This is a genomic window from Natrinema versiforme (genome assembly GCF_005576615.1).
GTDB lineage: Archaea > Halobacteriota > Halobacteria > Halobacteriales > Natrialbaceae > Natrinema > Natrinema versiforme_A.
On sequence record NZ_CP040330.1, the window covers coordinates 3,589,024 to 3,614,912 of the forward strand.

A 25,889-nucleotide genomic window follows, 5' to 3' on the forward strand; every position below is an offset into this window, starting at 1 on the left:
TCGCGCGAAGCGCGAAACGACCCCGCCGGCGTTGCGGTGCGATCGCCGTGCCGACCCCGCCCTCGAGGCGCTGGCTACAACCTAGGTTTCATACGCAACGGTGGTATTCAAGCAAACTTGTAGAAAAGAGTGGGAACGGCAGTGTTGCCACTATCTGGGCCGCTTCAGCGATCGGCGACCGCGCCGACGAACCCTGTTTCAGTCCCACCGCCGGGAGTCTTCCAGGTCAACTCGATCCCGCGCAGTGCCGTCGGATCGTTGCCTGACTTCGACCACTTCTCGAGGGCCTCGCTCGCGATCGTCGCGACGTTCTCAAAGCTGTCCGACTTCAGTCGGGAGAGAATCGTATCGATCCGCATCTGCCGAGGATCGCCGTTTTCGTCGAACTCGAGGTCAGCGCCGTTCTTCGCGAGCCACTCCTGGAAGGGCGACGACTCGGCAACGTGGTCGGCCAGTCCCATAATGTGCTGCATTCGATCGGCGTAACTCTCGATCGCGTACTCGGCTGACTCGACGAGCGCTCGAAGCTCCTCGCGATACTTCCGGGCCCGGAACGACACGTCGCCTTGATCGAGATCTAGGACTTCACCGAGATCTTCGATCGCCCGGTAGATCGTCGCGGGATGTTTCCCCAGCTGGTCGGCGAGATCGTCGACGGTCGCACCGCCGTCGGTCGCGACCGTCTCCGTGATATCGCGAGCGGTCTCGCCCATATCTCGCAGCGTCGTCATCAACAGGTGGTCCGACTTCGCCTCGAGGCGCGGCGTCGGGTCCTCGTAGAGTTCGACGAGATCGTCACGGGCGACCGCGTCGAAGTGATCGTCCGCGACGTACACACCGCTGCCGTCGGGACCAAGCGGAATATCTTCCCAGTGGAGCGCATTCAACAGTGTCTCCTCGATCTGCTCGGTCACCTCGTGGCGGTCAGCCCACGCCCACGCCTCGCCGTCGTTCATCGACTTGTTCACTAAGACCTCCACTTTCGGATGGTAAGACGGGTGATTTTTCGACACCGCGTCCGGGTCTTTCAACTGGTAGATCTCGAACTTTCGTCCGTAGGTGTGGCCGGGGAGTAGTTCGCTGGCCGACGTAGGGTTCAGGAACAGCCGGTTCTGGTGATTAACGACCTCCCGGTTGTCGATATGGAGTTCGGCTTTCACGCCCTCGAGGTCGGAGAGGTAGTGCGCGACTTTCTGCAGTACACCGGCCGACGAGAGCTTTTCCGCCCACTCGCGACGGATTCGAACGTAGCGTTCGTACGCCCACATCCGGCTCGCCGGGTGTGGTTCCGTCCGGAAATACTCCGAGTGAACGCGCTCGCCAGCGTGATCGAACGCCGCCGCGAAGAATTCCGGCAGCAACTCGAGTCCGCGCTCGGGCTCGAGGTTACTCAGATGGAATTCAACATCGACGCCGTCGACTTCGCCGACCTGATTCTCCCACGGGAGTTGCAGTCGCTCACCGCTCTCCCAGTGGCGCATATCCGGGAACCGGGGGGAGATATTGAACGATGCTTTCCGCTCACCGCGCCCGCGACCGACAATATCCCACTCGTAGAGCCGTTCAGCGTTGATTCCGTCCGACAGTCGCGGAGCGAATCCCGACTTGCTGTACCGGACCTCGAGGTGCCAGGGCTCGCCGTCGATCTCGGTGTCGATCTCGAGGTAGCCCTCGAAGGGAGGTCCGAGCATGACCGACGAGAGCGCGTCGTACGGACCGCGGCCCCAATCGGGCCACTTCCAGCGCCCTTCGATTTCGTGCGGCGTCGTCTCGACCTGCGACACCGCTACTCACCTCGCTCGCGTTCGCTCTCGAGCAAGCCGGTGAGGATGGCGATCGGGTTCCACCACGTGATGGCCCGGCACGAGCGACAGACGTGCTTGAACGACGTGCAGTCCGCCGCATCAATATCCGAGAGAGCAGCCCGAGGGTCGATCTCCATCGCCTCGAGGCTGGTCCGCGTGACTCGAATTCGCCCACAGCCCACGCAGACTGCGTCGACGGGAACACGGACTCGACCGGACGTCGAAGTGCCGGGGTCGGCCTCGAGGTCGCGATCGTCACGATCGGCGTCGGCACTCATCGCGACTCACCCTGATTTTCGAGCGCGCGCCGGACCTGCTCGTCAGTAGCTTGCGCCGCGGGATGGGTGATGGGCGTCCGGCTTTCGAGGTCGTACAGTTCGCTCGCCCGGACGAACGGCCGATCACACATCGGGCTCACCGCCGTGACGGCCGGGCGACGTTTCCGGGTCCGGAATCGATACGTCGACGCCAGCACCGGAGCCGCGGCTCAGTCGAGCGTACGTATCGCACTCGCCACAGCGATGGGCTCGATCGTCATCGTCACCGAAGACCCGACGGAACTGATCCGTGACGTAGGCTCCGCAGTGCTGGCACGTCGATCGATCAGCCGACGGCCACGGAGCGACCGTCACGCGGACCACCCCGTGAGTTGAACAACAACGGAAAACGCACGCGGGCGAGAGGGTGCGTTCAACTGTTGAACGGAATCCCCATTCTCAGAATGGCTACCGAATCGGTAATCCGTTGAATCTGAACGGTACCGTTCGTAATACGGACTTCTGGGTAGAAGTCCGAAAACGATAGTTTTCGTACGGGCACGATGGGATTTGAACCCACGACCGTCGGATTAGAAGTCCGACGCTCTTTCCGGACTGAGCTACGTGCCCTCGAGTCGAAATCCACGACGGAACGGCATAAGCGGTTGGGATTTCCGGTCACGGTTCGCAGCGGGTTGCAGAACCGATCGAAGGGCACCACTCCGGGCGGAAGTCACCGCTGTGTGAGACGCGCTGAAAAAAGAAGGTGCCCCTGAGCGTGACCGTCACTGCCGACCGTCAGAATTCGACGGTCGAATCCTCGTCGCTACTGGTGTTGTCAGTGTCGTCCGATTCGGTGTCCGTGCCATCGCTCGTCTCGCTGTCGGACTCGTTGCCGGTCTCGCTGTCGGACTCGTTACCCGCGTCGCCCATTCCGTCGTCGGATTCGTTGCCGGTCTCACCCATGCCGTCATCGGACTCGGTGTCCGTCTCGTTGCCGGTTCCGGCGTCGGTGTCGCCGCCCGCGCCGCCGTCGGACTCGCCACCGCCATCGGAGCCGAGATCGTCGCTGCTTCCGTCGTCGGAGTTTTCTGACGACTCGTCGCTTCCTTGGTCCATACATCCCGCAACCGCAGCGACCAGCCCGGCACCGAGCCCGGCCGTGAATCGACGCCTGTTGAGAGTCGTGTCTGTCATGATGCGACACCTGTCTCGGCAACGGACGACCACATAACGCCGAGAGTCCGTTTCAGCGATTCGTTCGAATTCACTCGGATTGGCTCGAGTTCCGACGATTGCACGAATCGTTGCCGACGCGACCACCGTTTCGGCGCGTGAAATCGGCCGGAGCGGCGACCGATAGCCGACAGGTAAGGCGAGCCGCCTCGAGCGGGCTCCAGTCCCACAGATCCCGTCTCGAGCGGCGGTTCGACCCGAAATGCGACACGCAACAATCGTTGCGAAACCGTTGCAGCGAGACAAGGGAGAGGGAAACGACGAGTTCGTCGGAAACGGTGCTCGAGACCCGCGGGAGACAATCCCCGACGCCCACTCGGAAACGGTGAACGGCGAGCACAGCGTTTATGCACGTCTCGCCGGTACGTGGACTCGATGCACGTCATCGGAACGGTGGGACTCCCCGGGAGCGGCAAGGGCGAGGCCGCCACCGTCGCACGCGAGGACGGAATCCCGGTGGTGACGATGGGCGACGTCGTCCGCCAGGAGACGGCCGACCGCGGGCTCGACCCCGCGAAGGATCACGGGACGGTCGCGCAGGCGCTGCGCGAGGAGAACGGCCCGGCGGCGATCGCCGAGCGGTCGCTGCCCATGATCGAGGACCGCCTCGAGACCCACGAGACGGTGCTGGTCGACGGCATCCGCTCGGACACCGAGATCGACGTCTTCGAGGAGCGGTTCGGCGACGCGTTCACGCTGGTCAGTATCGAGGCTCCCTTCGAGACCCGAGCCGAGCGGATCGACGAACGCGGCCGGGACGCGAACGAGGCCGACGGCGGCGAGGGGTTGGCCGCTCGCGACGAGCGCGAACGCGGCTTCGGGATGGACGACGCGATGGACCGCGCCGACGTCGTCGTCGAGAACACCGACTCGCTCGAGGCCTTCCACGAGCGAATCCGCGCGATCGTTCGGAACGGAACCGATGGACGGAAACCCGCCGAAGCGGATGCTGACTCATGAGCGAGATCTACCGCGTCGACGTCGAAATCACGGCCCCGGTTTACGATACCGAGGTCACGGACCGCGTGATCGACGCCGTGGCGAACATCTTCCCCAACGCCGACCTCGAGGAGGAGTTCGGCGAGGTCAGGGGCGAAGCCCACGCGCTCGATCACTTCTCGGAACTGCTCCACAAACAGGAGATCCTCGACACCGCCCGCGGCGAGTTCTTCGCCAACCGCGAGGGCGACACCTTCACCTTCGCGCTGAAAAAGCAGGCGGCCTTCGAGGAGTACGTGAACTTCTCGGTCGGAAAGCCGGACGAACTCGGCGAGATCGCCGTTCGGGTCCGCGTCGAGGAGCCCACCCTCGAGGAGTACGTCGACCACATCGCGCCGCCGACGGAGGACGGGCGGCCGGTCGACGCCTGAATCGGCTCGGGTTATCGGTTGCGCGTGGCTGCGTTTCTCGTCGACTGTTTCGAATCGGTGGTCTCCGTTCCGGTTCGGCTCGAGCGTCGCCTCGGGACGATACTGCGGAGCCTCGATAGCGATTAGCTCGTACAGTTCCCGACGTTATCGAGAGCGGTTTCGCCGTCGTCCTTCCGGCGTTTCGCAGTGACCGCGTCGCCCTCGGCCGCGGCCCCCGCCGCCTCGGCGAACGCCGACGCTGCATCCCGCAGGTGTCGGGTCTGACACTCCGCCGTGTCGAAATGGCCGGCGAGTCCGTCGGGCGCGTTCGCCGTGCCGTCCTCGAGTTGCTGGTGTGCCGTCGAGAACGTCGAGTCGGCGGTTTCGAACGCCGCCTGTGCGTCCTCGTACGCACCGTTTTCGAAGTCGTCTCGGCCCTGCTCGAGCGCGCCGTACCCCTCGTCGGGGTCCAGCGTCGCGTCGTAGGCCGCGGCCAGCGTCTCGAGCGAGGTGACGACATCGCCGAGAGTGGCGGCTCCCGCCTCCAAGTCGGCGATATCGATGCCAGCAAGGTCGTTAAGCCTGTCGCCGTCGAGGCCCTGGATCGTCGCGTTCGCCTCGTCCCAGCGCTCGTGGGCGTCGGCGATCTCGGTGTGGCGCTCGCCGACGGTTTCGCTCGCGCCCTCGATATCGCCCTCGTCTTCGATCGCTGCGGTGACCTCCTCGATGTCCGCGGAGATTCCCTCGTCGGTGACCGTCGCCGTGACAGCGACCAGCCCCTCGATGGCGTCCGCGTACGCCCGGAGCGTGTCGATGTCGGCCTGCCGGTCGTCACCCAGTTCGGACTCGGCGGTCTCGAGGTGGTCTCTGGCGTCGGCGATCCCCGTCCGCGGTTCCTCGGGATCGAACTCGACCGTTTCGGGGTCCTCGAGGTCGCCGAGTTCGTCCAGCGGTTGGGCGGCCTCGTTCAGCCTGCCGGCGGCCCGATCGAGCGCGCGTTCGCCGGTCCGGCTGCCGGTATCGCCGGAATCGGCGTCGTTCGTCTCGGACGACCCGCCGAGGTCGTCGAGGCAGCCGGCGAGTCCCGCGAGAAGTCCGGTGCTCGCGCCGGCCGCGCCGGTCCGAGCGAGATACTGTCGACGGTTCATTCCTACTCGAGGGTACGTCTAGAGGTGCATTAACGTAGTGGCACAGTGAGTGTCACTCGGCGCGACCGGACTGTGCGCTCGAGGTGAAAGCGAGGGAATCGATGCCTCGAGTCGAAAACGGGCGGTAGATTACCCGAACGGACCCATCCCGCCCATGCCACCGCCTCCGCCACCGCCGCCCTGTTGCATCTGCTGCATCATGCGCTGCATCTCCTGTTCGGAGCCCATGCCTTGGAACTGCTTCATCGTGCGTTCCATCATCTTGTACTGCTGGAGCAGTTGGCGGACCTGCTCTTCTTCGGTGCCGGAGCCGCGGGCGATGCGCTGGATCTGGCTCGCACCGATGGCCTTCGGATACTCCTTTTCGGCCTCGGTCATCGAGTCCATGATCACCGTAAACGTCTGCATCCGCTCTTGGGTGACGTCCATGGCGTCCTCGGGAAGTTGGTCCTTGATCCCGCCGCCGAGCCCGGGGATCATGTCCATGACCTGATCGAGCGGCCCCATGTTGTTCATCGCCTCCATCTGCTTTTGCATGTCGTTTAAGGTGAACTGGCCCTGCAGCATGTCCTCGGGGTCCCAGTCCTCTTCCTCCATGTCCGTCTGCTCCATCGCGCGCTCGACGCGCTCGGCGAGCTGGCTGAGATCGCCCATGCCGAGCAGCCGCGAGATGAAGCCGTCGGGCTCGAAGCGCTCGACGTCTTGGACCTCCTCGCCGGTCCCGAGGAAGGCGATCGAGGAATCGGTCTGGTCGACGGCAGTCAGCGCGCCGCCACCTTTCGCCGTCCCGTCTAACTTCGTGATGACGACGCCGTCGATGCCGATCGACTCGTCGAACTGCTGGGCCTGCTCTTTCGCGCCCTGTCCGATCGCCGCGTCGAGGACGAGCAACGAGGTATCGGGGTCGACGACGCCCTCGATCTGCTCGATCTCGTCGATCAGGTCGTCCTCGAGCGCGTGGCGACCGGCCGTGTCCACGATGTGGATGTCGGCGTCGCTCGTCTCCTCGAGTCCCTTCCGGGCGATCTCGACCGGGTCGTCGTTGTCCGGGTTGCCATAGAAGTCGACCTCGGCGCGCTCGGCCATCTCCTCGGCCTGATCGTACGCGCCGGGGCGGAAGGTGTCCGTCTGGATGACCGCCGGTCGCAGCCCCTTCGTGGAGAACCACCACGCCATCTTCGCGGCGGAGGTCGTCTTCCCCGACCCCTGCAGTCCCGCGAGGAGGATCGTCTGTTCCTCGAGGGGCAACTCCGTGGAGTCGCCGATGAGATCGACCAGCTCCTCGTAGACGATGCGGAGCACGAAGTCCCGCGCCGGCGTGCCGGCGGGCGGTTCCTCCTCTAAGGCGCGCTCCTCGATGTTGTCCGACAGCTCCATCACGAGCGAGACGTCGACGTCGGCGGAGAGCAGCGATCGCTGGATCTCCTTGACGATCTCCTCGATATCTTCTTCGCTGAGTCGCGACTTCCCGCGGAGCTTGTCCAAGGTCCCCCGCAGAGACGTCCCGAGATCGTCGAGTACCATTTGCTCGGTATACGTGGCGATGGCGTTAAAGGCTTTTTCTACGACCGACACGAACGATCCGGTTCGAACGGGACCGAGACACGGCGGACCGCGTGCGTCGTCGATGCGTATTTCACTCGAGCGGGCCAATCCCCGCCCATGAGTTCCGATGCAGACGTCGACCCCTCGGAGTACGAGGCCCTCGCCGATGCGGACGTGACCATGCGACAAAACGACCACGGGCTCCACATCGCCGACGACGAGGCCACCGGCGTCTCGAGTCAGGGCCAGACGCCGGAAGACGCCCTCGAGAACCTCGCGGCGGCGGTCGAGTCCTACCGGGAGGCATCGGCGGACGATACGGGCGACGACTGGCTGTAAGACGGCTAACGGGCCGTGTTTTCTACGATTGGACCAGAGTGACTATCGGATAGTGCAGCGAACGATAGCCCGACGTATGGACGACTCACGACAGGCTTCGACGGAACGAACTGCGTCCTCGATCGCTCGTCGACGCGTCCTTCGAGCGGGAACGGGGCTTATAGCAACGGGTCTCGGAATCGCGACGCTCGGCGGCCAGGCGGCCGCACACTTCCCGCCGGAACTCGAGATCGAGGTCAGGCCGGGCAGCGACACGGCACCGATCAATCCCGACAGCTGCGGCATGGTTCCCGTCGCGGTCGTACAGACTGACGAGTTCGACCCGACGAGCGAGGCCGTTCGGTACCGGTTCGGCGCACCCGACATCGTCGCCGACGGCGGCGGTGCGCGACCGGTCCACGACACGGTCGCTGACGTGACCGGCGACGGTCAGGAGGATCGTCTCCTGCACTTCCGGACCGACGAGACGGGATTCGACGGCGACGAATCGATGGGACGACTCGAATGGGAACGCAGCGACGACGGGAGCCACGGATACGCCGGCACTGCGCCCATAACCATCGTCGGTCGACGAAGCAAGTAGCGCTGCCCGTCGCCCCCACTGGCGAACGAGGAGGGTGTCGGGCATAGCAGGCGCTCGTTTTAGGCGGCCGTCCGTGGTCGGGTGGGGTATGGACGCGTACGATATCGTCGTGCTCGGCGGCGGCTCGGGCAGTCAGGTCGCGACCGCGGCCGCCGACCGGGGCCTCGAGGCGGCCGTCGTCGAACCCGGGCCGCTCGGCGGTGCCTGTATCACTCGCGGCTGCGTGCCCTCGAAGGCGCTCATCCACCGCGCGGATATCATGGAGGAGGTCCGAGGGGCCGAAACGTTCGGCATCCCCGCGGAGTTGCACGACCACGAGTACGGCGAGATCACGGCCTCGATCCACGACACGGTGTACGAGAAGGCGGAGCACCAAGAATCGAGCCTACAGGACAGCGAGAACGTTACCCTCTACCGCGGCGAGGGCCGATTCGTCGACGACCGAACGATAGAAATCGACGCAGCGGACGGCGAGAGAGGGGACGACCGAATCCGCGGCGACGCCGTCGTCATCGCCGTCGGCGGCCGGCCGATGGTCCCGCCGATCGACGGCCTCGAGGACGTGGATTTTCTCACGAGCGACGACGCGCTCTTCCTCGAGGAGCGACCCGACGAACTCGCGATCGTCGGCGGCGGCTACATCGGTGCCGAACTGGGCTATTTCTTCGGCGCGCTCGGAACCGACGTGTCGATCGTCGGCCGCAGCGACCGGCTCGTTCCGCGGGAGGACGTCGACGTCAGCGCGGCCGTGACCGAGTCGCTCGAGGCCTACTGCGACGTCTACACCGGCTACGAGGCGGCCGCGGTCGCAGAGAGCGACGACGCAGTCGTCGTGACCGCGGAGCCGAGCGACGGCGATAGCGATGGCGATACTGGCGACGACGGTAATGGGGGCGAGACGGTCGAACTCACCGCCGACGAACTCCTGCTCGCGACCGGTCGGCGACCCAACACTGACACGCTCGACCTCGAGGCCGCGGGCGTCGAGAGCGACGACAAGGGGTACGTCGAGACCGACGAGACGCTCGCGACGACCGCTGACGGCGTCTGGGCGCTGGGCGACGTACTCGGCGAGCAGCCGTACAAGCACGCGGCCGACTACGAGGCGAAAACCGTCGCGGCGAACGTCCTCGACGACGCCGGGAGAACGGTCGACTACGAGGCGGTGCCCCACGCGATCTTCACTGACCCGCGGGTCGCCAGCGTGGGCCGAACGGAGGGCGGACTCGAGGACGAAGGCCGCGACTACGACGCCGTAACGGTTCCCTACGAGACCGCGCCGATGGGGATGATCCTCGAGGCCGACGAGGGGTTCGTGAAGGCCATCGCCGCACCGGACGGCGAGATTCTGGGCTGTCACATCGTCGGCCCGCAGGCCGCGACGCTGCTCCACGAGGTGGTGGTCGCGATGGACGGCGGCGGCACCGTCGACGACGTGGCTGAGCCGGTTCACGTCCATCCCGCGCTGAACGAGGTGGTCTACGCGGCGTTCGACGACCTCTCGGACGCGGCGTACTCGACGGCACCGGACTGGCGAGACATCTCGTGATCGCCCCGACGGAGGGCGACCCGAGGACAGCCGCCGACGGCTCCGTCTCCCCGGGAGTCGCCGCGACTTACCAGTTCCACGGCCCGTGATCGGGGTCGATCACGCGCTGTCGACGATCGATCGAGTCGATCAGTTCGATGTCGTCGTCGTCGAGTTCGAGCGCTCGCGCAGCCAGGTTCTGCTCGAGATGCTCGCGACTGCTCGCTTTCGGGATCGCAGCGACGTTGTCGTGATCGAGGAGCCACGCGAGGGACACCTGCGCCGGCGTCGCGTCGTGTTTCTCGGCGACCCGCTGAATTTCGGGCACGTCGAGTATCTCGCCGTTCGCCAGCGGCGAGTAGGCGACGAACTGGTAGTCGTGGTCCTGTGCGTGAGCGACCAGTTCCTCCTGTGGCAGCAGGGGATGCATCTCGGCCTGATGGGCGAACAGCGGTGCGTCGAGGACCTCGAGCGCCTCGTCGAGAAGGTCGGGCGTGAAGTTCGAGAGTCCGACGCGGCGAGTCTCCCCGCCTGATAGGCCTCGTCGTAGGCGGGCAGGACCGCCTCGTGGTCGTAGATGCCGGAGGGCCAGTGAACGTACAGGAGGTCGACGGTCTCGACGCCGAGGCGCTCGAGGCAACCGTCGATCGCGTCGGGAACGGCCGCGGGTTCGGGCGGGACGTCGTGGTGGACCGTCTTCGTCGAGAGGAAGACATCCTCGCGGTCGACGGACGCGGATCGGAGCGCCTCGCCGACGTACCGTTCGTTCTCGTACACCTGGCCGTATCGACGTGGCGGTAGCCGACGTTCAGCGCCGTCTCGACGGTGTCACGCCACTGCTCGCGGTCGTCCTCGGAATAGGTGCCGAGGCCGATGCTCGGCACGGAATCGCGGGCCATCGGTGCGGCGTACTCGATACCGGTGGATGGGTCTTCCGATCACCCGCACGGATTCCCGCTACCGATTCGGGGCTCACTCGGACGCGACCGGGCCGCTCTCGACCTCGCCGTCGTTGGCGAGCCACTCCGTGAGACTCCCCTCGTAGAAGCGGACGTTCTCGTAGCCGAGCGCTCTGAGCACGACGTAGGTGTGGCTGATCCGCCGGGCCGTGTTGCAGTAGAGCACGATCTCGCGGTCCGGCGTGATCCCGTGGTCTGTCAGTAGTTCCTCGAGTTCGGCCTCGGGCTTGAGCCGCCGCGTCTCGTCGTCGACGACTTCGCGCCAGTCGAACAGCACCGCGCCCGGCAGGCGGGCCTCCTCGAACTCCGCCTGCTCGCGCGTGTCCACGAACACGGCGTCGCGCTCGAGGGCATCAGCGACGGCGTCGTAGCCGACCAGCGGACTCTCCTCGGGGGAGAGCGGGTCGGCCTCGTACTCGACCGGTTCGATCTCGGGGGTCTCGCTGGTCGTCTCGTGGGACTGGTTCCACGCGCTGTAGTCGCCGTCTAACAGGCGCACGTCGTCGTGGCCGTACTCGAGGGCGGTGAGCACGAACCGGGCGGCGAAGACGCCGTGGGTGTCGTCGTAGGCGACGATCGTGTCATCCTCGCTGATCCCCGCGTCGCCGAGCAGGTCCGCGAAGGCCTCGGCGCCCGGCAGCGTCCCGCGGTCGACGTCGCTCTCGTCGCGGTAGCTATCGAACGGGATATTCACCGCGCCGGGCAGGTGCCCGATCCCGTCGAACTCCCACGCGTCTCTGACGTCGACGACGCGGACCTGCGGATCGTCCAGACGCGATGCGAGCCAGTCGGGGGAAACGACGACGGAGTCGTCCATTAGGCCGTCGTTCGGAACGGAGACTCGAGTACGCACCGGTTTCGTCCCGGTTTCGGGTACCGGGACAGTGGCAACTCTTGCTTGTTTTTGGTGGGGTATCTGACCTGTGTAGCGTCCTATATTATCGAATACCGCGCGAATCCGACGAATACAGCCCCTGTACGAACGGTGATTGTGATCGGCTTTGATGGATGCGGCAAGTATTTCCGCCAGAGTCGATCGGTGTCCGAATTGACCGGTTAAGTAGTCCCTTTGTGTGTCGGCGTCGAAGGCACGGGTATGGCAAACGACTACGCCAACGACGTACTCGTCACGGCCGATTGGGTCGCCGACCGACTCGACGACTTCCAGGACGACGATTCCGACCTCCGACTGGTCGAGGTCGACGTCGACACGGAAGCCTACGAGGACGAACACGCGCCCGGCGCGGTCGGGTTCAACTGGGAAACCCAGCTTCAGGACCAGACCCAGCGAGACATCCTCGACAAGGAGGACTTCGAGGACCTCCTCGGCAGTCACGGTATCAGCGAGGACGACACGGTCGTCCTCTACGGTGACAACTCCAACTGGTTCGCTGCCTACACCTACTGGCAGTTCAAGTACTACGGTCACGACGAGGTCTACCTGCTCGACGGCGGCCGTGAATACTGGCTCGAGAACGACTACCCGACCACGGACGAGGAGCCCGACTTCTCGGCGACCGAGTACGACGCCGCCGGTCCGCGCGAGAGCATCCGCGCGTACCGAGAGGACGTCGAGAACGCGATCGACCGCGGCGTGCCGCTGGTCGACGTTCGCTCGCCCGAGGAGTTCAAAGGCGAGATCCTCGCGCCCTCCGGCCTGCAGGAGACCGCCCAGCGCGGCGGCCACATCCCCGGCGCACAGAACATCTCGTGGGCCGCCGTGACCAACGACGACGGCACCTTCAAGGACCGCGACGAGCTCGAGGAGCTCTACGCCGAGGAAGGCATCGACGGCGACGAGACGACCGTCGCCTACTGTCGCATCGGCGAGCGCTCGTCCGTCGCATGGTTCGCGCTCCACGAACTGCTCGGCTACGATGACACCGTCAACTACGACGGGTCCTGGACCGAGTGGGGTAATCTCGTCAACGCGCCGATCGAGACGGGCGAGGCTGACGACTGAGCGAAGCGAGGTCGAAAGCCTCGTAGTGGAGCGGTGAGCCGTCAGGCGAGCCGCGGAACAGGCGAAGCGGACGACTGAGCGAAGCGACGGAGTTCGCTTCGTGGCGGAACGGCGAACGAAGTGAGCCGTGGAGCAGGGCGAGGCTGACGACTGAGCGTAGCGACGGAGTTCGCTTCGTGGCGGAACGGCGAACGAAGTGAGCCGTGGAGCAGGGCGAGGCTGACGACTGAGCGTAGCGACGGAGTTCGCTTCGTGGCGGAACGGCGAACGAAGTGAGCCGTGGAGCAGGGCGAGGCTGACGACTGAGCGTAGCGAAGTCAAAGCCTCGTAGTGGAGCGGTGAGCCGTCAGGCGAACCGCGGAACGGGCGAAGCGGACGACTGACGCGAGGTCGACCGCAGGGAGACCTCGGTTTGCGTGAACGGCGGACGCCGTGAGCGAGCGGAGTGAAGCGGCACCGATTCCCGTTTCTGCTGCACTCGAGCGGAGAGCCCGCAAAGAGTCATCTTCGCCCACTGTGGCGACTAACAGATACCAACCGAAGCGCTTGCGCTGTTTGCTGGCAACGGACTCGCATAAAATAGAGGTCGGTCAATCCGAAACGGACCGCGTTCTCAACCCAGACCGTCTGTCGGCCGACTACTCCTCTTGGATGTAGTCCGAGGCGAGGTCGTCCGGCGTGATGACCTCGAGGTCGCCGGCCGACTCGAGGTCGTCGAGCGCCGACACCATCCCCTCGAACGCCGCCGCCGAGTCGCCGGAGAGATCGGTGTAGGTGAGCGTCGTGATCGTCCGGAACTGGGCCGTCCACTCGAGGAGTTGCTGTGCCTCGTCGGCGGACGGGCTGACCGTCCGTGGCGCGAGCGCCGGGTTAAGCAGGCTGCCGTGGCCGGCGTAACCGCCGACGAAACCGACGTCGTGGGTCTCCTCGACGATGCTCAGGGTCGTCTCGTCGTAGCGGTTGAGTGGGTACGAGAAGTAATCGGCCCCGTCTTCGAAGCCGTTGTCCTCGAGCCACTCGACGGCGCCCTCGATCTGGTCGCGCTGGGCGGACTCGCTGTCGCCGGCGAGCCCGCTGCCGGTCGTCGCCTGACTGCCGATCGTCCAGCCGTCGCTCTGGAGGGTCTCGAGCTGGTCCTGATCGAGATAGCCGCTCGCGCCCACGCGGTCGGTGGGGACGAAGGCCGTCGCTGGGTAGTCGTACTCCGACAGCGTCGAGCGGGCCTGCGTGTAGGCCGTTTCGGTGCCGCCGTCGAACTGGATGAGGACCTTCCCCGTCTCCGGTCGGGAGACGAACTGGAGGTCGTCGACCCAGAGCGTGGCCGATTGGTCCTCGCTCGTCCACACGGAGATCTTGATGTGCTTGATCGCGCTCAGGTCGGGATCGCCGACGGTGTCGATAACGCCGAGGTCGTGGTGTGCGAACGGGAGTCCGGGCTCGACGTTGCACTGGAGGAGCAGCCGATTCCCGTCGGTATCGGAGAGTTGGACGACCGGATCGACGTCGTCCTCGGTCGCGAACGCCAGCGCGGGGAACTCGTCGGAGAGATCCCGCAGCGAGTCGAACCGGCGTTTGATCATGACCCGCTCTTCGGACTCGTCGGCCGTCATGCGGCCGGACTGGTCGCCGACGTATGCCCGCTCGTCGTCGAGTTCGAGCGAGCCTTCCATCACCTCCCACATCGAGAGGTCGTCGAACTGATCGAACGACCCGGGCTCCTCGTCGATCGTGTCCGAGGAGTCGGAGGAGTCGGTCTCGTCCTCGTCGTCGGGGTCGTCCGATGTTTCCGAATCGCTCAGGGCGGAACAGCCACCGAGCGTCGCTGCGGCGGCCGTCACGAGATACGCTCGTCGTTTCATTCCGATCGAGGAAAATCCGAGTACGGTAATTGTTATGCTGGCATTGGGGTTCAACGGTCGAACAGTAACCGGCCCATATCGACGCCCGAGACGACGGCCGGACCCGCGGAGCCGTCACGATAAACCTAACCCATGGCCGCCCGAAACCTACCGTATGAGCGATTCGGACACGTTCGTCGAGACCGTCAGCGAAGACAACCAGACCGCGCTCTCGCGACTCGGCTCCTCGAAGTCGCTGTACGCCGACACCAGTGGCGAGATCGACACCGAACCCGTCCTCGAGGCGACCGCCGACGCCGAGTACGCCGCGTGGCAGACGTTCCTCGAGTGGGCCGACGACGAGGCCGTAGACGAGGCCCGCGAGGCCTTCGAGGCCACGGCCGACGAGGAGCAGGACCACTACGAGACCGTCGACGGGAAACTCGACGACGAGTACGAACCGACCGACACCCCGCAGCTCCACGAGTTCCTCCGCGAGCAGGAAGACACCGTCTCCCGCGCCGGCGCGCTCGTCGGCCGCATCCTCGCGAGCCAGCGCTCGAAAGAGCAGGTCGTCGGCTATTTCGTCGGCGACGCCGATCCCCAGACTGCGAGCCTGTTCCGCGGCTTCGGCGAGGATCTGGACGACCAACTCGAGCGCGCGACGGCCCTCCTCGAGACGGTCTGTGAGAGCGACGAGGACTGGGAGCGCGCACGGGAGGCCGCGACGGGTGCGATTCAGGCCGCCTACGACGAGTACGTCGAGACGCTCGAGGGGATGGGCGCGAACCCGAAGCCGGTCTGCTAACGCGAGAGTAGTGCGTTTCCATCCGCGAGCGTAGAAAGCGGGCCGCTCGCTGGTATCGGATGTACTCCAGCGCAGACTCGATTCGGAGCGCAGCGTCGCGGGTCGCGGGTCGCAGTTCGAGTTCCGATACCGTCGCTCGGTATCTGCGATCTCCCGACCCGCAAAAAACGACCCTTCTCGCGCCCTCAAACGCCTTCGAGCGTCGAACGGAACGCCGTGATCGCCTCGAGCGCGTCGTCGATCGACGCCGCGGCGTCGCCACCCTCGTCGTCGGCGATGTCTTTCAGGATGTGTTCGTGGCGCGCGAGTTGGCCGTGGTCCGGGCCGCTATCGGCCGTGGCGTAATCCTCGAACTTCGCCGCTTGGTTTTGGAGCCGGTCCCGTGCCTCGTCGTCGGACGCGGCCGTCGCCGCCTCCTCGATCGACTCGGCCGCGTTCTCGAGTTCGTCTCGAGCCATAGTCGACAGTTCACGCGGCGGTATTAAAACGGTTTCAGTACGATCCCGGGAACTGGAAGTTCCGGCTGGACAGACGGTCCACTCGACCCCCGTTTCAGAGGATTTCTTCGAGCCGATCCTCGAGCTCGAGGTCAGCAACGACCTCGCCGGTGACGCCGGCGACCGCGTCGCGGAAGTTCGTTCGGTAGCTTCCCGGGCCCGCGTGGTCCATCTCGGCGGCACGCTCACCGGCGATGCCGAACGCGAGCGTGGCGTGGACGGCGGCTTCGCGGTCGTCCTCGAGCGCGCCACAGAAGGTCGCGACGGTCGCGCCGAGCATGCAGCCGGTGCCGACGACCTCGCCGAGCATCTCGTGGCCGGCGGCAACTCGAACCGCGCCGTCGGCGTCCGCGACGACGTCCGTGACGCCCGAGGCGACGACGATCGCGCCGGTCGATTCCGCGAGGGATTGTGCCGTCTTCTCGATCTCCTCGTAGTCGCCGACGGATTCGACGCCTTTCACGTCGGCCTCGACACCGGCGAGCGCGCTGATCTCGCCGTAGTTGCCCTTGATGACGGTGAAATCGATCTCCGAGAGGAGGCTCTCGGCGACCGCCTCGCGCGAGGGTGTCGAGCCGACGCCGACGGGGTCGAGGACGACCGGAATCCCCCGCTCGTTCGCTTTCCGGGCGGCCTCGTGCATGGCCTCGACGCGGGCGTCGGGGACCTGTCCGATGTTGATCGTGATCGCGCGCGCGAGTTCGGCCATCTCGCCGGCGTCCCCGAAGGAGTCGGCCATCACGGGGAGCCCGCCCCAGTGCAGGGTCAGGTTCGCCACGTCGTTGATCGTCACCGTGTTGGTCAGGTGCTGGACGAGCGGCTCCGTCTCCCGAACCGCACGGACCGACTCCGCGAGGTCGGCGGCGGCCGTGTCTGTAACGCTCATCGTCCGTTGCCTCCGGCGTCGACCGCCTTCGTCGTTTCGGCGGCTCGAGCAAGCGATTCAGTCGCGGCTTTCGGGTCCGAGGCCGCCGTGATCTCGGAAATGACGGCCACGCCCGCCGCACCCGCATCGACGACCGGGGTGGCGTTGTCGGCCGTGATGCCGCCGATCCCGACGATCGGGATCGAGACCGCGTCGGCGATGTCGGCGATCCGTTCCGGCCCGATCCCGTCCTCGTCCGGATCGACGTCCTTCGAGGACGTTCCGTAGACCGCGCCGACGCCGAGGTAGTCCGCCCCCTCGGCTTCCGCATTCCGGGCGTCCGCGACCGTCGACGCCGAACAGCCGACGATCGCGTCCGGCCCCAGTAAATCGCGGGCGACCGCGACCGACAGGTCGGACTGGCCGACGTGGACCCCGTCGGCGTCGATCGCCCGCGCGATGTCGACGCGGTCGTTGACGATCAGGTCGACGCCCGCCTCGGCCGTGAGCTCGCGCAACTCGCGGCCGAGTTCGTACCGCGATCGGGCGCTCGTCTCTTTCTCGCGCAGTTGGACGGCGTCAATACCGCCGTCGATAGCCGCGCGGACGGTGTCGGGCGTCGACCGGTCGGCCGACAGCGACGCCTGCGTCACGAGGTAGGTCCGCCAGTTCGAGGGATTCACGCCCGATACCAGTCGGTGGTCACACTAAGCGGCTTCGGTCGAGAGAGTCGGACGCATCGCTCGCCCAGAGAATCCCGCTACGATCGCTCGAGGGACTCGATGCCCGTCCGCACGAGCGAGTCCCAGTCCTCGTCCTCGCGGACCGCCGGAAACGGGCGCGGCCGGTCGGGCGCGTCGGACTTCTCGGCGAGGGGTCGTCGCCACCACGCCACGTCCTGCCAGTCGGCTTGCGTATAGCCGATCCGGGGGAAATCGACCAGTCGTTCGAACCCCATCCGCTCGTGGAAGCGCTCCGTTTCGGGGTTCGGAACCGTCGTCACGGCGTAGGCGTCCCGAATCCCCTGCCGCTCGAGGACGGCGAACAGTGATTCGTAGAGCGCGCGACCCACCCCGGACTGGCGAGCCGACTCGGCGACGTAGACCGACAGTTCGACGACCCACTGGTAGGCACGGCGCTTGCGCAGCGGTCCCGCGTAGGTGTAGCCGACGACCTCGCCGTCGATCTCGCAGACCAGCCACGGGTGGTCCTCGAGGGTCGAATCGATCCGATCGGCCAGTTCGGCCTCATCGGGCGGTGCCTCCTCGAACGTGACCGCCGTCGACTCGCAGAACGGAGCGTAGATGTCTCGGACGGCGGCCGCGTCCGCCGCGGTCGCGACGCGAATCCGCGTGTCGGACTCCATGGTCGCCGGTTCCCGTGCGCGGAAGATAAGTTCGCTGAAGCCGGCTCGAGGGCCCGTCGAGAGTCGGCACTGGAGGATAGCAACGAACGCACTACTGGTCGCTGGTGGATCGTAACTGCCTCGAGAAGGGCGCTCGTCCGTCGTATCTTCACCTTGTGACCAGAAACACTTAAAGGACGATCGCGGGGAGCGCGGACATGCCGACTGAGAGAGAAAGCGTTGTGACTGCGAAATTCGTGAAGTGCATCCGAGAACGACGTCTTCCCGTCATAGCTCCACCTTGTGACCAGAGGCACTTAAAGAACGAGCGGTGGCGTGGGCGAGACGGGATCGGACTCGAGTCGACTCCGAAGGGGACACTCGTACTCGACTGCGCGCCGACCGCTTCGTGACGAGCGGATTTCGCGACGCGAACCAGAAGAAGGGGTTCGAAACAGTCAGACGCTCGTCAGACGGACGCCGTTTCGCGACCGTCAGACGTGACACCGTCACACGGTCTCCATGCGAAACGAAGGGGTACACTCATCGGTCGCCGTGAATGTCTGTGACCAGACAGATTACGTGCTGTGCCATTGGTGATACTTATTCCGTCGCGTCCCGTAGGCGCGGATATGAACTGGCAGGCGGACTGGGGATTGCGACTTCGAATGTTCGTGACGATGTTTCTGCTGTTCGCGCTGTACATCGTCTTCGCCGGCGTGATCACGCTCTACGTCGGCGGCGGACTGTTGCTCTTCGGGCTGTTCTTCGGCGGGTTCTCGCTCGTGCAGTACTACTTCAGCGACACGCTCACCCTCCGGAGCATGGGCGCGAAGACGGTCTCGGCCGACGAGTACCCGCAACTGCACGGCTCGATCGAACGGCTCTCGCAGCAGTCCGACCTCCCGAAGCCGAAGGTGGCAGTCGTCGACTCGAAGGTCCCGAACGCCTTCGCGACCGGGCGCAACCAGCGCAACGCGGCCGTCTGCGTGACGACCGGGATCCTGAACACGCTCGAGCAGGACGAACTCGACGGCGTCCTCGCCCACGAACTGGCCCACGTCAAAAACCGCGACATGATGGTGATGACCATCGCCTCGTTCCTCTCGACCATCGCGTTCATGATGGTCCGCTGGGGCGCGTTCTTCGGCGGCGGCCACGGCCGCGGTCGGCAGGGCGGGGGCGGCGGCATCGTCGTCGCCATCCTCGTCTCGCTGGTCGTCTGGATCATCAGCTACCTGCTCATCCGGGCGCTCTCGCGGTACCGCGAGTACGCCGCCGACCGCGGCGCGGCCGCGATCACTGGCAATCCGTCCGCGCTCGCCTCCGCACTCCTGAAGATTTCGGGCGAGATGGACAAGGTCCCGAAAGACGACATGCGCGAGGAAGCCGAGATGAACGCCTTCTTCATCATCCCGATCAAGTCCGGCGTCATCGGTCGCCTCTTCTCGACGCACCCACCGACGGAGAAGCGCGTCGAACAGCTCCGGAGCCTCGAGCGCGAAATGCAGGCCGTCTAAGGGTCGGCTCTTGCCACTCGAGTGTGGATTGCTCCTCGAATCGGCGGTAGACGACAGCTGGCGGGTTCAGGGGTCAGTGGTCAGCCAGTCCGGGAGTAGAACCACTCCGTCGAACGAAGTGATTTTATACCAATAAGTAGTAGATGACATCATCCAGATGTCTGCGAACAGCAATAGTCAGTACGTCCCTCCGAATGCTATAAAATTACTCGCGGGAATCGTACTCGGCGGGGTCGGTATCGCGGCCGCACTCGAGACGAGCACTGATCCGGAGTCGATGTCCAGTCTCGTTCTCGTACTCAGTGCCGTTCTGGGGCTCATCGCGGGCGTTGCGGATGATATCGATCCCCTCAATCGCGCACTCGAGCGGGGGTACTGGGTCATCGCCGGCCTCGCGGTCTTCGCCCTACTGGGGGTTATTTTCACCGCGGACGGAGCCGCGGCACCGCTCGTAATCGGGTTCGCACTCGCGTTCAGTAGTGGTGTCCTCGTGAGCACGATCGCAACGGTCGTCGTCAAGTCGAGATAGCCTATCGCGGGCCGCACCCGAGCGCGGCGTCGATCGAGCGCGAAATGCAGACCTTCTAAGGGGTGGCCGTCGCTACTCGAGATATGGGACTACTCGACGGACTCCGCGCCATCCTCGGGTCGCGCGCCGAGACCGACGCCGGACGCGACGCCGACCCGGACGACCTCTTCGGGATGAGCACCGCCTACCTCACGATGGAGGCCGATCTCGGCTACGAGTCGCTCGACGTGGGCGCGCTCTGTTTTTCCGGCGTCGACTCGAGCGACTTCCGGGAGGCCGTCGACGAGGTCGAAGCGATCCTCGAGGCCGGTCGCGAGGAGACGGGCACGGAGTTTTCGGTCACCGTGGACGACCACGGTTACCACTGGGTCGTCCTCGCGGACGACGATCCGGAGGACCTGATCACGAGCATGCACTTCGCGGCGGACACGTTCATCGAGCACGGCTACGGCTCGCGGTTGTTGGCGGCCGTTTTCGCGTACGAAAAGCGCGGCGGCGCGTTGGGCAACCGAGACGGTGGCGAAACCACTGGCGCGGGCGAGTCAGCGTACTGGATCTACTCCTTCCGTCGCGGGCGCTTCTACCCCTTCGTCCCGAAATCCGGTCGAGAGCGGGACTCGAGCGCGGAATTCACCCTCGAGTCGGCGTTAGACGGCGAACTCGAGATCGAGCGCGAGAAGGACTACTGGTACCCGCTCTGGCCCAGCGAGGGCGGGACTCATCCGTGGGAGTGACGGCTCGCGATTCGAAGTGAGTATTCGGACCGGACACGACTATCGTAGCCACGGAAACTCACTACGCATCGGATCACCGGACGACCGTGCGATCAGTGGGAAATCGGTTCAGTGGCTCCGATAGCGTCCCGTCTCTCGGTTTCGTGCGTCCGGTCGGCGGACTCCCAAATCGTGTAGGAGTCACTGGTATTGCGGTACCTCGCATACGGGGAAGTACGCGGCAGGAAGCCACATCAAAACCACATCATCACAACTGCGCCATACACCAGTTGCTCCCTTTTCCTGCCGCCCTCTCAATTCCGACCAGTCCCGGACTCGGACAGATTCGCCGCTCCCAGTCTGGGAGCGGTGAGTCGCGCGTTCGTTCACGCTCGCTTGACAGCAGGCCGGAGAGCCTATACTCGCGGCGCCACATGTCCGACTAACTACTGAGGAGTTCGATGAGGGTCACTTCCAATCGGTTCGTCGGCCGGCTGATCACCGTGATCGGCGCCCTCCTCTCTCTTTTACACCTCGTCAACGTCATTCGATTCGAGACGACGCCCGCGCAGGTGCTCATCGACGGTGCCCCGATTGCCCTCTCGATTGTCGTGGCGGTCGTCGGCGCGTTGCTCGCTCGAGATCGGTTGGTCTCGAACCAGTTCGTCGGCCGGATGCTGGCGTGGGCGGGTGCCGGCGTGCTGGCGGTCTCGGCGTTGGGTGCGTGGCTGCTCGGGACGGTCGTCGTGATCGGGTTCTCGCTGGTCAACCCGTTCGTCCCGATGCTCAACGTCGCGACGTTCGGTGCCCTCGTCGGCCTGCTGGTCGGCGTCTACGACGTACGAGGGCTGGAACGACAGCAGTCCATCGAGCGATTGAACCGCATCAACGATACGATCCGAATCGCGACCCAAGAAGTGGTGAACAAGACCGACCGAGCCGACCTCGAGCAGGCCGTCTGTAACCGGTTGAGCGAGTCCGAACCCTACGAAGGCGTCTGGATCGGACGGTACGAGGACGGTATGGAGCGGGTTCGTCCCGTGGCGTGGGCCGGCTTGGACGACGAGTACGTCGAGTCGATTACCGTCACCGTCGACGACAGTCCGACCGGTGGCGGTGCCGGCGGTCGCGCCATCGAGACGGGAGAGATACAGTGCGTCCCGGACGTCTTCGCGGACCCGACGATGGAACCGTGGTGGGACCTGTTCGAGAGCCGCGGCGTACAGTCGCTGGCAGTCGTCCCGATCGTCCACGACGAGACCGTCTACGGCTTCTTCAGTATCTACGCGGACCGATGGAACGTGTTCGACGAATACGAACAGGAAGTACTGACGGAACTCGGCGAGACGATCGGCCACGCCGTCGCATCGATCGAAGCCCGGCGACGGCTGGCGGACCACGAGCGCGAACTCGCCCGACAGAACGAGCGGTTGGACGCGTTCGCCGGCGTCGTCTCCCACGACCTCCGGAACCCGCTGAACGTCGCGACGGGCCATCTCGACCTCGCGCGCGAACAGCGAGGCGGTGACGGGGACGGCGATCGAGTGGACGAGAATCTGTCCCGGGTCGCGGCGGCCTTAGACCGCATGGAAGATCTCATTCAGGATCTGTTGACACTCTCGAGACAGGGAAAGACTGTCGACGAATCCCGTCCCGTCTCGCTCCAAACCGCCGTCGACAGGGCGTGGTCGACGATCGAGTCCTCGGAAGCACGGCTTCACGTCGACGGCGACCTCGGGACGATATCCTGCGACCGGAAACGGCTTCGACAACTGCTCGAGAACCTGTTTCGAAACAGTATCGAACACGCGGGGCCGGGCGCGACCGTCACTGTCCGCCGAACGGACACGGGGTTCGTCGTCGAGGACGACGGCCCCGGAATCCCGCCTGAGGAGCGACAGACGGTGTTCGAGATGGGGTATACGACGAACGACGACGGAACCGGGTTCGGCCTCAATATCGTCCGGACCATCGCCGACGCCCACGGGTGGGACGTCTCGGTCGGCGAGAGCGCCGACGGCGGTGTCCGTTTCGAGTTCTCCGGCGTCGAGGCGGCCGACTCGGCGGCACACGCCGCCTGACGGCTTCGTCTCGAGTCTCCTGCCCGATCAGCCACCCATCCGACCGGCAGCACGGTCGCCGTTCCACATCCATTATGCCGGTTCGGTCGGTACTCCCGGCCAGTGACGGAGTGGAATCAGTACAAGGGCGATTCGCGAAACTCGGGGCTCCGGCGCGACATCGAGGGACCGGCTCGGATCGAGGCGGCGTGGACGGCCGACCTCGTCGGCCCGGTCGGGTCGCCGGTACTCGACCGCGACACCGTCTACGTCGGCACAGCAGGGGGCAACTGCTACGCACTCGAGCGGGGAACCGGTCGCCGTCGGTGGGTGTTCGAGACGCAGGCCGCGACCGACGCGGCACCGGTCGTCGACCGCGATCGGCTGTATTGTGGGACGGCGGACGGCACCGTCCACGCGCTCGATATCAGCACTGGCGAGGCGCAGTGGCACGTAGAGCTACCGGGCGCGCTCGAGTCCCCGCTCGCGCTCTCCGAGGGGCGGCTCTACGCCGGCCACGCGGCCGGTCTCTCCGCGCTCGAGGCCGAGACCGGAACCGAACTGTGGACCCACGAGACCGAGTCGGCCGTCGTCGGCTCGCCCGCGATCGCCGACGGACGGGAGGGGGAACAGCGGCGATCGGCGCTGGAGGGAGAGCCGGGCGAGGAGTTGCTCGAGTCGATGGATTCGGATCTGCTCGCGGCGGAGCGCGGGGAGGAGCCGGATCGGCGGTGGGCGACGACGGCGGAGCGAGCCTTCGTCGGGACCGCGGACGGAACGGTGGTGTCGCTCGAGGCGGAGGCCGGCGAGGAAGTCTGGACGGCACCGGTCGGCGGGACGGTCGCGGCCGGGCCGACGATCGCCGACGGCCGGGTCTACGTCGGCGACGACGAGGGGACGATGGTCGCGCTGGACGCCGCCACGGGCCAGACGTGGTTCACCTACGAGATCCGCGACGGCTTTACCACCTCCGCGACCGTGCTCCCAGCCGCGGAGACGACCTTTATCGGAGCCGCGGACGGCTATCTCCACGTCACCGATACGACCGTCGGCCGGCGCAAACTGCGCGGCTGGCTGTTCTCGCGCAAGGGAATCGAACTCGACGGAGCGGCCAGTTCCTGTCCCGTCATCGCGGGCGACGTGCTCTGCGTCGGCGACGCGAGCGGGTCGCTCTACGGCATCGATGTCACCGATCCCGACCCCTATTGGCACTTCGCCGCCGACGGCGCTATCAGGGGAACGCCCGCGATCGCCCCGGAGCGGCTCTACGTCGGCAGCGACGACGAACGCCTCTACTGCCTCGAGTGGGACGCCGACGAGCAACTCCACTGATCCCCTGACCGGCCGGCGGTTCGCGGTCCGACGCGAGGTCGCCACACTCCGCCGTACTGAGTGAGCGGCACCGATTCGTGCCGCCGACACGCGCCTTTCCTCCTAAATCCGTTGCTGCCGTCTCAGTTCACCCCACCGCTTTCCGGCACTTTCACTTTCACTTCCCTGTTAACGAGGGTTTATGGAGGGTCCGGCACAAGCAGGGAGTATGCCCGAATCAGATCTCGAGGAACTCCCCGGCGTCGGACCGGCGACCGCAGACAAACTCCACGATGCAGGCTTCGACTCCTATCAGAGCCTCGCCGTCGCCGCCCCGTCGGAACTGTCGAACACGGCCGATGTCGGCGAGTCCACGGCTTCGGACATCGTTCGCGCCGCCCGCGGTGCCGCCGACATCGGCGGCTTCGAAACCGGCTCGACCGTACTCGAGCGACGGAACGAAATCGGCAAGCTGAGCTGGCACATCGACGAGATCGACGACCTGCTCGGCGGCGGGATCGAGACCCAGTCGATCACCGAAGTCTACGGCGAGTTCGGTGCCGGCAAGTCCCAGGTCACCCACCAGATGGCCGTTAACGTCCAGCTCCCACAAGAGGTCGGCGGGCTCCACGGCAGCGCCATCTTCGTGGACACCGAGGACACCTTCCGCCCCGAGCGGGTCGACGACATGGTCCGGGGCCTGCCCGACGACGCGATTGACGCGACCCTCGAGGACCGCAAGATCGAGGGCTCGGCCGACGACGAGGAGGCAGTCGACGCGCTCGTCGAGGATGTCCTCGAGAAGATCCACGTCGCGAAGGCGTTCAACTCCAACCACCAGATGCTGCTCGCCGAGAAGGCGAAGGAACTTGCGGGCGAACACGAGGATTCGGAGTATCCCGTTCGACTGCTCTGTGTGGACTCGCTGACCGCCCACTTCCGCGCTGAGTACGTCGGCCGCGGCGAACTCGCGGACCGACAGCAGAAGCTCAACAAGCACCTCCACGACTTAGACAAGGTCGGCAACCTCTACAACGCCGCCGTCATCGTCACCAATCAGGTCGCCTCGAACCCCGACTCCTACTTCGGCGACCCGACCCAGCCGATCGGTGGTAACATCCTCGGCCACAAGTCCACGTTCCGGATGTATCTGCGCAAGTCCAAAGGCGACAAGCGGATCGTCAAACTGGTCGACGCGCCGAACCTCGCCGACGGGGAGGCGATCATGCGGGTTCAGGACGAAGGCCTGAAGCCCGAATAGAGCGCGACCGGGCTCGGCGGATTCCCGATTTCGTTTGTTCTGCTCGAGAGTGTAACTCCCGCGAGCGGTAGCTATTGATCCGAGTACAGCTCTCCTGCGTCGACGCCGCTCGCGATGCTGGCGGGTTAAACGAATCCCCGTCACATGGGTAGTTCTGTCAGTCCATACGTCGTTCGTTTCGGCCCCCATTACGGTCGTTTTCCGCGCATCGACGCCTGTTCGTCCCGGTGCCGGCGGTGATGTCGATCCGTCAGTACCCGATCCGTCGATGATCGAGTTCCCCTTCGAGCACGATCGCGGCGGCCGTACCGCGTCGCTACACGCGGAATTCGACCCGCTCCGCGCCGCGGACATAAGTTTTAGGTTAGCCTAAAATCCGACACGCTTTTATTTGTTTAGGCTAGCCTAAAATCCGCATGTCGCAGAGACA

The 25,889-nt window shown here is 65.4% G+C and carries 26 protein-coding genes, 1 tRNA gene and 1 pseudogene; 13 read left to right on the forward strand and 15 right to left on the reverse strand.

Annotation, left to right across the window (positions count from 1 at the left end):
* Positions 1-164: 164 nt before the first annotated feature.
* From FEJ81_RS17780 to FEJ81_RS17800, 6 genes are all read right to left on the reverse strand, one after another.
* Complete coding sequence (locus FEJ81_RS17780; RefSeq protein WP_138246545.1) at positions 165-1,784, reverse strand: DUF7845 domain-containing protein; 1,620 nt, start codon at positions 1,782-1,784, stop codon at positions 165-167.
* A gap of 2 nt (positions 1,785-1,786) precedes the next feature.
* Complete coding sequence (locus FEJ81_RS17785) at positions 1,787-2,083, reverse strand: hypothetical protein (protein ID WP_138246546.1); 297 nt, start codon at positions 2,081-2,083, stop codon at positions 1,787-1,789.
* On the reverse strand, positions 2,080-2,214 hold the full coding sequence (locus tag FEJ81_RS24245; RefSeq protein ID WP_267877917.1) for a hypothetical protein: 135 nt from the start codon (positions 2,212-2,214) through the stop codon (positions 2,080-2,082). Before FEJ81_RS24245 ends, FEJ81_RS17785 begins: the two co-directional genes overlap by 4 nt.
* On the reverse strand, positions 2,207-2,446 hold the full coding sequence (locus tag FEJ81_RS23830) for a DUF7563 family protein (RefSeq protein WP_138246547.1): 240 nt from the start codon (positions 2,444-2,446) through the stop codon (positions 2,207-2,209). The genes FEJ81_RS24245 and FEJ81_RS23830 overlap by 8 nt, the downstream gene beginning before the upstream one ends.
* Before the next feature lie 171 nt (positions 2,447-2,617).
* Positions 2,618-2,692: transfer RNA gene (locus tag FEJ81_RS17795), tRNA-Arg, on the reverse strand.
* A gap of 168 nt (positions 2,693-2,860) precedes the next feature.
* Positions 2,861-3,259, reverse strand: coding sequence for a hypothetical protein (locus FEJ81_RS17800; RefSeq protein ID WP_138246548.1), 399 nt, complete (start codon positions 3,257-3,259; stop codon positions 2,861-2,863).
* A 414-nt stretch (positions 3,260-3,673) separates the two neighbouring features.
* Here FEJ81_RS17800 and FEJ81_RS17805 point away from each other — a divergent pair, with 414 nt between their 5' ends.
* Together FEJ81_RS17805 and FEJ81_RS17810 are read left to right on the forward strand one after the other, a co-directional pair.
* The gene (locus FEJ81_RS17805) at positions 3,674-4,258 is read left to right on the forward strand and encodes an AAA family ATPase (protein ID WP_138246549.1); all 585 of its coding nucleotides are present in this window, start codon (positions 3,674-3,676) and stop codon (positions 4,256-4,258) included.
* Positions 4,255-4,668, forward strand: coding sequence for an RNA-binding domain-containing protein (locus FEJ81_RS17810; protein WP_138246550.1), 414 nt, complete (start codon positions 4,255-4,257; stop codon positions 4,666-4,668). The genes FEJ81_RS17805 and FEJ81_RS17810 overlap by 4 nt, the downstream gene beginning before the upstream one ends.
* A gap of 122 nt (positions 4,669-4,790) precedes the next feature.
* On the opposite strand, the gene FEJ81_RS17815 is transcribed toward FEJ81_RS17810, so the two are convergent.
* Together FEJ81_RS17815 and FEJ81_RS17820 are read right to left on the reverse strand one after the other, a co-directional pair.
* Positions 4,791-5,795, reverse strand: coding sequence for a hypothetical protein (locus tag FEJ81_RS17815; protein WP_138246551.1), 1,005 nt, complete (start codon positions 5,793-5,795; stop codon positions 4,791-4,793).
* A 129-nt stretch (positions 5,796-5,924) separates the two neighbouring features.
* Complete coding sequence (locus tag FEJ81_RS17820; RefSeq protein WP_138246552.1) at positions 5,925-7,319, reverse strand: signal recognition particle protein Srp54; 1,395 nt, start codon at positions 7,317-7,319, stop codon at positions 5,925-5,927.
* A 138-nt stretch (positions 7,320-7,457) separates the two neighbouring features.
* Between FEJ81_RS17820 and FEJ81_RS17825 the strand changes: the two genes are divergently transcribed.
* The 3 genes from FEJ81_RS17825 (at position 7,458) to FEJ81_RS17835 (ending at position 9,811) form a co-directional block, all read left to right on the forward strand.
* Positions 7,458-7,679 (forward strand): type II toxin-antitoxin system HicB family antitoxin, encoded by a 222-nt coding sequence (locus FEJ81_RS17825; protein ID WP_138246553.1) that lies wholly within the window; start codon positions 7,458-7,460, stop codon positions 7,677-7,679.
* 76 nt (positions 7,680-7,755) lie between these two features.
* Complete coding sequence (locus FEJ81_RS17830; RefSeq protein ID WP_138246554.1) at positions 7,756-8,262, forward strand: hypothetical protein; 507 nt, start codon at positions 7,756-7,758, stop codon at positions 8,260-8,262.
* An 88-nt stretch (positions 8,263-8,350) separates the two neighbouring features.
* Positions 8,351-9,811, forward strand: a complete 1,461-nt coding sequence (locus FEJ81_RS17835; protein ID WP_138246555.1) for a dihydrolipoyl dehydrogenase — start codon at positions 8,351-8,353, stop codon at positions 9,809-9,811.
* 67 nt (positions 9,812-9,878) lie between these two features.
* On the opposite strand, the pseudogene FEJ81_RS17840 reads toward FEJ81_RS17835, so the two are convergent.
* Positions 9,879-10,689 (reverse strand): annotated as a pseudogene (locus tag FEJ81_RS17840) (aldo/keto reductase).
* Positions 10,690-10,762: 73 nt separating this feature from the next.
* Positions 10,763-11,566, reverse strand: a complete 804-nt coding sequence (locus FEJ81_RS17845; protein WP_138246556.1) for a sulfurtransferase — start codon at positions 11,564-11,566, stop codon at positions 10,763-10,765.
* A 279-nt stretch (positions 11,567-11,845) separates the two neighbouring features.
* Here FEJ81_RS17845 and FEJ81_RS17850 point away from each other — a divergent pair, with 279 nt between their 5' ends.
* On the forward strand, positions 11,846-12,712 hold the full coding sequence (locus tag FEJ81_RS17850) for a sulfurtransferase (protein WP_138246557.1): 867 nt from the start codon (positions 11,846-11,848) through the stop codon (positions 12,710-12,712).
* A gap of 638 nt (positions 12,713-13,350) precedes the next feature.
* On the opposite strand, the gene FEJ81_RS17855 is transcribed toward FEJ81_RS17850, so the two are convergent.
* The gene (locus FEJ81_RS17855; protein ID WP_138246558.1) at positions 13,351-14,571 is read right to left on the reverse strand and encodes a polysaccharide deacetylase family protein; all 1,221 of its coding nucleotides are present in this window, start codon (positions 14,569-14,571) and stop codon (positions 13,351-13,353) included.
* 154 nt (positions 14,572-14,725) lie between these two features.
* On the opposite strand from FEJ81_RS17855, the gene FEJ81_RS17860 reads away from it, so the two are divergent.
* Positions 14,726-15,358, forward strand: a complete 633-nt coding sequence (locus tag FEJ81_RS17860; RefSeq protein ID WP_138246559.1) for a rubrerythrin family protein — start codon at positions 14,726-14,728, stop codon at positions 15,356-15,358.
* 185 nt (positions 15,359-15,543) lie between these two features.
* Here FEJ81_RS17860 and FEJ81_RS17865 read toward each other — a convergent pair whose 3' ends face one another.
* The 4 genes from FEJ81_RS17865 to FEJ81_RS17880 all read right to left on the reverse strand — a co-directional run bounded on the left by FEJ81_RS17865 (position 15,544) and on the right by FEJ81_RS17880 (position 18,086).
* Positions 15,544-15,816, reverse strand: coding sequence for a DUF7553 family protein (locus FEJ81_RS17865; RefSeq protein WP_138246560.1), 273 nt, complete (start codon positions 15,814-15,816; stop codon positions 15,544-15,546).
* Between the two features lie 94 nt (positions 15,817-15,910).
* Positions 15,911-16,741 (reverse strand): hydroxyethylthiazole kinase, encoded by an 831-nt coding sequence (gene thiM, locus FEJ81_RS17870; RefSeq protein WP_138246561.1) that lies wholly within the window; start codon positions 16,739-16,741, stop codon positions 15,911-15,913.
* The gene (gene thiE, locus FEJ81_RS17875) at positions 16,738-17,403 is read right to left on the reverse strand and encodes a thiamine phosphate synthase (protein WP_138246562.1); all 666 of its coding nucleotides are present in this window, start codon (positions 17,401-17,403) and stop codon (positions 16,738-16,740) included. The genes thiM and thiE overlap by 4 nt, the downstream gene beginning before the upstream one ends.
* A gap of 77 nt (positions 17,404-17,480) precedes the next feature.
* Positions 17,481-18,086, reverse strand: a complete 606-nt coding sequence (locus FEJ81_RS17880; RefSeq protein WP_138246563.1) for a GNAT family N-acetyltransferase — start codon at positions 18,084-18,086, stop codon at positions 17,481-17,483.
* 611 nt (positions 18,087-18,697) lie between these two features.
* Between FEJ81_RS17880 and htpX the strand changes: the two genes are divergently transcribed.
* From htpX to radA, 6 genes are all read left to right on the forward strand, one after another.
* Entirely contained in the window at positions 18,698-19,585 is an 888-nt protein-coding gene (htpX, locus tag FEJ81_RS17885) for a zinc metalloprotease HtpX (RefSeq protein WP_138246564.1), read from the forward strand.
* A gap of 157 nt (positions 19,586-19,742) precedes the next feature.
* Complete coding sequence (locus tag FEJ81_RS17890; RefSeq protein ID WP_205522422.1) at positions 19,743-20,114, forward strand: hypothetical protein; 372 nt, start codon at positions 19,743-19,745, stop codon at positions 20,112-20,114.
* Positions 20,115-20,197: 83 nt separating this feature from the next.
* The gene (pspAB, locus tag FEJ81_RS17895; protein WP_138246566.1) at positions 20,198-20,848 is read left to right on the forward strand and encodes a PspA-associated protein PspAB; all 651 of its coding nucleotides are present in this window, start codon (positions 20,198-20,200) and stop codon (positions 20,846-20,848) included.
* A 440-nt stretch (positions 20,849-21,288) separates the two neighbouring features.
* Positions 21,289-22,908, forward strand: coding sequence for a receiver/sensor box histidine kinase (locus FEJ81_RS17900; protein WP_138246567.1), 1,620 nt, complete (start codon positions 21,289-21,291; stop codon positions 22,906-22,908).
* Between the two features lie 102 nt (positions 22,909-23,010).
* The gene (locus FEJ81_RS17905; protein ID WP_138246568.1) at positions 23,011-24,219 is read left to right on the forward strand and encodes an outer membrane protein assembly factor BamB family protein; all 1,209 of its coding nucleotides are present in this window, start codon (positions 23,011-23,013) and stop codon (positions 24,217-24,219) included.
* 208 nt (positions 24,220-24,427) lie between these two features.
* On the forward strand, positions 24,428-25,459 hold the full coding sequence (radA, locus tag FEJ81_RS17910) for a DNA repair and recombination protein RadA (protein ID WP_138246569.1): 1,032 nt from the start codon (positions 24,428-24,430) through the stop codon (positions 25,457-25,459).
* Positions 25,460-25,889 lie beyond the last annotated feature (430 nt).

Excerpts from the sequence above, each read along its gene's own strand:
- FEJ81_RS17785 (WP_138246546.1), bottom strand. The coding sequence starts at position 2,083 with ATGAGTGCCGACGCCGATCGTGACGATCGCGACCTCGAGGCCGACCCC.
- FEJ81_RS24245 (WP_267877917.1), bottom strand. The coding sequence starts at position 2,214 with ATGTGTGATCGGCCGTTCGTCCGGGCGAGCGAACTGTACGACCTCGAA.
- FEJ81_RS17800 (WP_138246548.1), bottom strand. The coding sequence starts at position 3,259 with ATGACAGACACGACTCTCAACAGGCGTCGATTCACGGCCGGGCTCGGT.
- FEJ81_RS17805 (WP_138246549.1), top strand. The coding sequence starts at position 3,674 with ATGCACGTCATCGGAACGGTGGGACTCCCCGGGAGCGGCAAGGGCGAG.
- FEJ81_RS17810 (WP_138246550.1), top strand. The coding sequence starts at position 4,255 with ATGAGCGAGATCTACCGCGTCGACGTCGAAATCACGGCCCCGGTTTAC.
- FEJ81_RS17815 (WP_138246551.1), bottom strand. The coding sequence starts at position 5,795 with ATGAACCGTCGACAGTATCTCGCTCGGACCGGCGCGGCCGGCGCGAGC.
- FEJ81_RS17820 (WP_138246552.1), bottom strand. The coding sequence starts at position 7,319 with ATGGTACTCGACGATCTCGGGACGTCTCTGCGGGGGACCTTGGACAAG.
- FEJ81_RS17825 (WP_138246553.1), top strand. The coding sequence starts at position 7,458 with ATGAGTTCCGATGCAGACGTCGACCCCTCGGAGTACGAGGCCCTCGCC.
- FEJ81_RS17830 (WP_138246554.1), top strand. The coding sequence starts at position 7,756 with ATGGACGACTCACGACAGGCTTCGACGGAACGAACTGCGTCCTCGATC.
- FEJ81_RS17835 (WP_138246555.1), top strand. The coding sequence starts at position 8,351 with ATGGACGCGTACGATATCGTCGTGCTCGGCGGCGGCTCGGGCAGTCAG.
- FEJ81_RS17845 (WP_138246556.1), bottom strand. The coding sequence starts at position 11,566 with ATGGACGACTCCGTCGTCGTTTCCCCCGACTGGCTCGCATCGCGTCTG.
- FEJ81_RS17850 (WP_138246557.1), top strand. The coding sequence starts at position 11,846 with ATGGCAAACGACTACGCCAACGACGTACTCGTCACGGCCGATTGGGTC.
- FEJ81_RS17855 (WP_138246558.1), bottom strand. The coding sequence starts at position 14,571 with ATGAAACGACGAGCGTATCTCGTGACGGCCGCCGCAGCGACGCTCGGT.
- FEJ81_RS17860 (WP_138246559.1), top strand. The coding sequence starts at position 14,726 with ATGAGCGATTCGGACACGTTCGTCGAGACCGTCAGCGAAGACAACCAG.
- FEJ81_RS17865 (WP_138246560.1), bottom strand. The coding sequence starts at position 15,816 with ATGGCTCGAGACGAACTCGAGAACGCGGCCGAGTCGATCGAGGAGGCG.
- thiM (WP_138246561.1), bottom strand. The coding sequence starts at position 16,741 with ATGAGCGTTACAGACACGGCCGCCGCCGACCTCGCGGAGTCGGTCCGT.
- FEJ81_RS17880 (WP_138246563.1), bottom strand. The coding sequence starts at position 18,086 with ATGGAGTCCGACACGCGGATTCGCGTCGCGACCGCGGCGGACGCGGCC.
- htpX (WP_138246564.1), top strand. The coding sequence starts at position 18,698 with ATGAACTGGCAGGCGGACTGGGGATTGCGACTTCGAATGTTCGTGACG.
- FEJ81_RS17890 (WP_205522422.1), top strand. The coding sequence starts at position 19,743 with ATGTCTGCGAACAGCAATAGTCAGTACGTCCCTCCGAATGCTATAAAA.
- pspAB (WP_138246566.1), top strand. The coding sequence starts at position 20,198 with ATGGGACTACTCGACGGACTCCGCGCCATCCTCGGGTCGCGCGCCGAG.
- FEJ81_RS17900 (WP_138246567.1), top strand. The coding sequence starts at position 21,289 with ATGAGGGTCACTTCCAATCGGTTCGTCGGCCGGCTGATCACCGTGATC.
- radA (WP_138246569.1), top strand. The coding sequence starts at position 24,428 with ATGCCCGAATCAGATCTCGAGGAACTCCCCGGCGTCGGACCGGCGACC.